Genomic DNA, 2,717 nt, shown 5'->3' on the forward strand with positions numbered 1-2,717 from the left:
GTGCTCCTCAAACTTTGGTCGGTGAGAGAAGCTACCTATGCTACCGCAGCTTACCCTCTAACCAACTCTGTCGAGTTGCACTTAGAAATTGAATTCGCGCCTCCAGACAGAGGAAAATACGCAATTTTAGGCTTTGCGTAATTTTTTTAAGCCCGCAACCCTCTGCGGGCTTTTTTTTGAGCAATCGGTTGTCAGGCTCACCTGGTATATGCGTTTCCGGAATTGGGGTATGGTTATACCTTGTATTGCTGTGATAATCAGGAGTCGTTGTGGAGCAGTTCATCCTTTCCAATGAGATGGCCATCAGGTTGGTATTCTTTTTCGGGATCTTTGCAGTTATTGCGGGTTGGGAGCTGGCTGCGCCCAGAAGGGAGCTGACCGTGCCAAAGGCGGGTCGCTGGATCTCCAACCTGGCTATCGTGGCGCTCAATACGATAATACTGCGTCTGCTATTTCCGGCTGCAGCGGTGGGCGTTGCCCTCTTTGCAAATCAACAGGGATGGGGCTTGTTCAACTACGTGCAGATGCCCCTGTGGCTTGCGATAGTGGTATCGGTCACGGTCATGGATTCCATGATCTGGCTGCAGCACGTGGTGGTGCATGCCATTCCGCTGCTGTGGCGACTGCACCGCGTGCATCATGCCGACCTGGACTACGATGTCACCACCGGTGCGCGTTTCCATCCCATCGAAATCCTCCTCTCCATGCTGATCAAATTTTCCGTAATCCTGCTGCTCGGCCCGCCAGCCATGGTAGTGGTGGCCTTCGAGGTGATCCTGAATGCCATGGCCATGTTCAATCATGGCAACATCCGGCTGCCTGCAGCCCTTGACCGGATTCTGCGGATGTTGCTGGTGACGCCGGACATGCACCGCGTGCACCACTCGGTGGAGGACGATGAGACCAACTCCAACTTCGGCTTCAATCTCTCGGTGTGGGACCGGTTGTTCGGTACCTACAGGGCCCAGCCGCGGGATGGACAACTCGGGATGACCATCGGCATTCGAAAGTTCCGTGATCCTGCAGAGGTGGACCGGTTGCCGGGTATGCTGATGCTGCCATTCAAGGGAAAGATAAGTGGTTATGCCATCAACCGGCGCAGCTGGGATGATGGTGGCGAATAGGGCCTGTTATTGGCAGAAACCACAATATGCTGCGCTGCCTGACCTGTGTTTTGATTGAGATAACAGGGAGCCCTGCTGCGGCTCTCAACAGTCCATGATGAGAAGCTACAGGATACAGGGGGTACTGTTGTGCGTCTGAAAGTTTCATTGTTTGCATTGTTTCTGATCTGTGCCGGCCAGGCGCTTGCCGATGAGGTGAAGGTGTCCCACGGGGGTATAACCCTCAATGCCAGCCTGGAAAAAGCTCAAGACGACTGGACTGCAGGACCGGTTGTACTTATGACCCACGGCACCCTGGCACACAATCGCATGGAGATCATGGCCACGCTGCAGGAGATGCTCAAAGAGCGTGGTGTCAGTTCCCTTTCCATTAACCTCAGCCAGGGTGTCGATAACCGGAAAAGCGTCATGTATCCCTGTGAAAACCCCCATCGCTACAAGTACGACGATGCGGCTGAAGAGATCCGGGCGTGGGTGGAATGGCTGAAAGGCGAGGGCGTGGGAAATGTCGCAGTGCTCGGTCACTCCCGGGGTGGTAACCAAGCTGCACGCTTTGCTGCAGCCACGGATGATCCAGCGGTAAAAATGACATTCCTCCTGGCGCCAACAACACGAGCCCCAGGCTATGCTGAGAAGGATTACAAAAGGCGTTACGGGAAGGATCTGATGCCGATTCTTCAAAAGGCCCGTGACCTGGTGGCCGCGGGTAAGGGGGACGAGATGATCTCTCCGGTGGATTTTATCTACTGCAAGGAGACCAGTGCTTCGGCTGATGCCTTTGTCAGCAACTACAATCCCGATCCCAACAGGGATACGCCAACCGTGGTGCCGCAGATAAAGATGCCGGTCATGGTGATTGCCGGGACTGAGGACAAGGTGGTTGCCGGACTCATAGAAAAGATGGAGCCCATCGCTGACGGTGAGCAGGTTCAGCTTGTGGTGGTCGACGGCGCCGATCACTTTTTTCTCGATCTCTACTCAGAAGATGTGGCCGATATCATCACAGAGACGCTCGGAGTCGAGTGATCCGGAAAAGCTGTTTTTTTCTGCTACTTCAGGAATGCGGGTTTTTCAGGCGGACAGGGTGTTTTGAAAAGCTGAAGGCTATTCAAGGGATAAGAACGTATTTGCTGCCCTTCGTTGTTTGATTTTTTTTTCGGAGGAGCGGAGATAACGGTTCCTTGCACTGCGTGGGTAATAGTAGTTGCCGGCCCATTCGGTTGCGCGCATGTAGGGTCCATCGTTGAAGCGGGCCCGTACGCTCCAGGCATATTTTCGGCAGGGTTCGAGTTCGGTTTGCATCCGATACTCGTTTTCTATCAGGCCGTGTTGAAAAAGCACGGTTTCATGGGGGATGAGGTCTGAGGCGTTGTATATTTCAAGATCATAAAAAACCCTGTCTATCCTTTTTATTATGCCCTCCGGGTCCCGTTCAATATCAATGGGCTGCGGAAAAATTTTTCCAGCGAAAAACGGGTGTGAGCGTTTCGACCTTGAGCTATAGTCAAATCTGGTGTGCAACCCCTTCGGTAGTACCCTGCTCTTGATCACTTTCTACACGCTCACCATCCTTGAACTTCACTCCCTCGACTA

Annotated in this window: 3 protein-coding genes; 2 read left to right on the top strand and 1 reads right to left on the bottom strand. The window is 53.3% G+C overall.

Features of this window, described 5'->3' with window-relative positions; genetic code table 11:
• Window positions 1-269: 269 nt before the first annotated feature.
• The gene (locus BOW53_RS12565) at window positions 270-1,124 is read left to right on the top strand and encodes a sterol desaturase family protein (protein ID WP_245832146.1); all 855 of its coding nucleotides are present in this window, start codon (window positions 270-272) and stop codon (window positions 1,122-1,124) included.
• Between the two features lie 129 nt (window positions 1,125-1,253).
• Window positions 1,254-2,150, top strand: coding sequence for an alpha/beta hydrolase (locus tag BOW53_RS12570; protein ID WP_153041614.1), 897 nt, complete (start codon window positions 1,254-1,256; stop codon window positions 2,148-2,150).
• A 78-nt stretch (window positions 2,151-2,228) separates the two neighbouring features.
• On the opposite strand, the gene BOW53_RS12575 is transcribed toward BOW53_RS12570, so the two are convergent.
• Entirely contained in the window at window positions 2,229-2,675 is a 447-nt protein-coding gene (locus tag BOW53_RS12575; RefSeq protein WP_078488313.1) for a hypothetical protein, read from the bottom strand.
• Between the last annotated feature and the right edge of the window lie 42 nt (window positions 2,676-2,717).

The organism is Solemya velesiana gill symbiont, assembly GCF_002020805.1.
Classification (GTDB): domain Bacteria; phylum Pseudomonadota; class Gammaproteobacteria; order Chromatiales; family Chromatiaceae; genus Sedimenticola_A.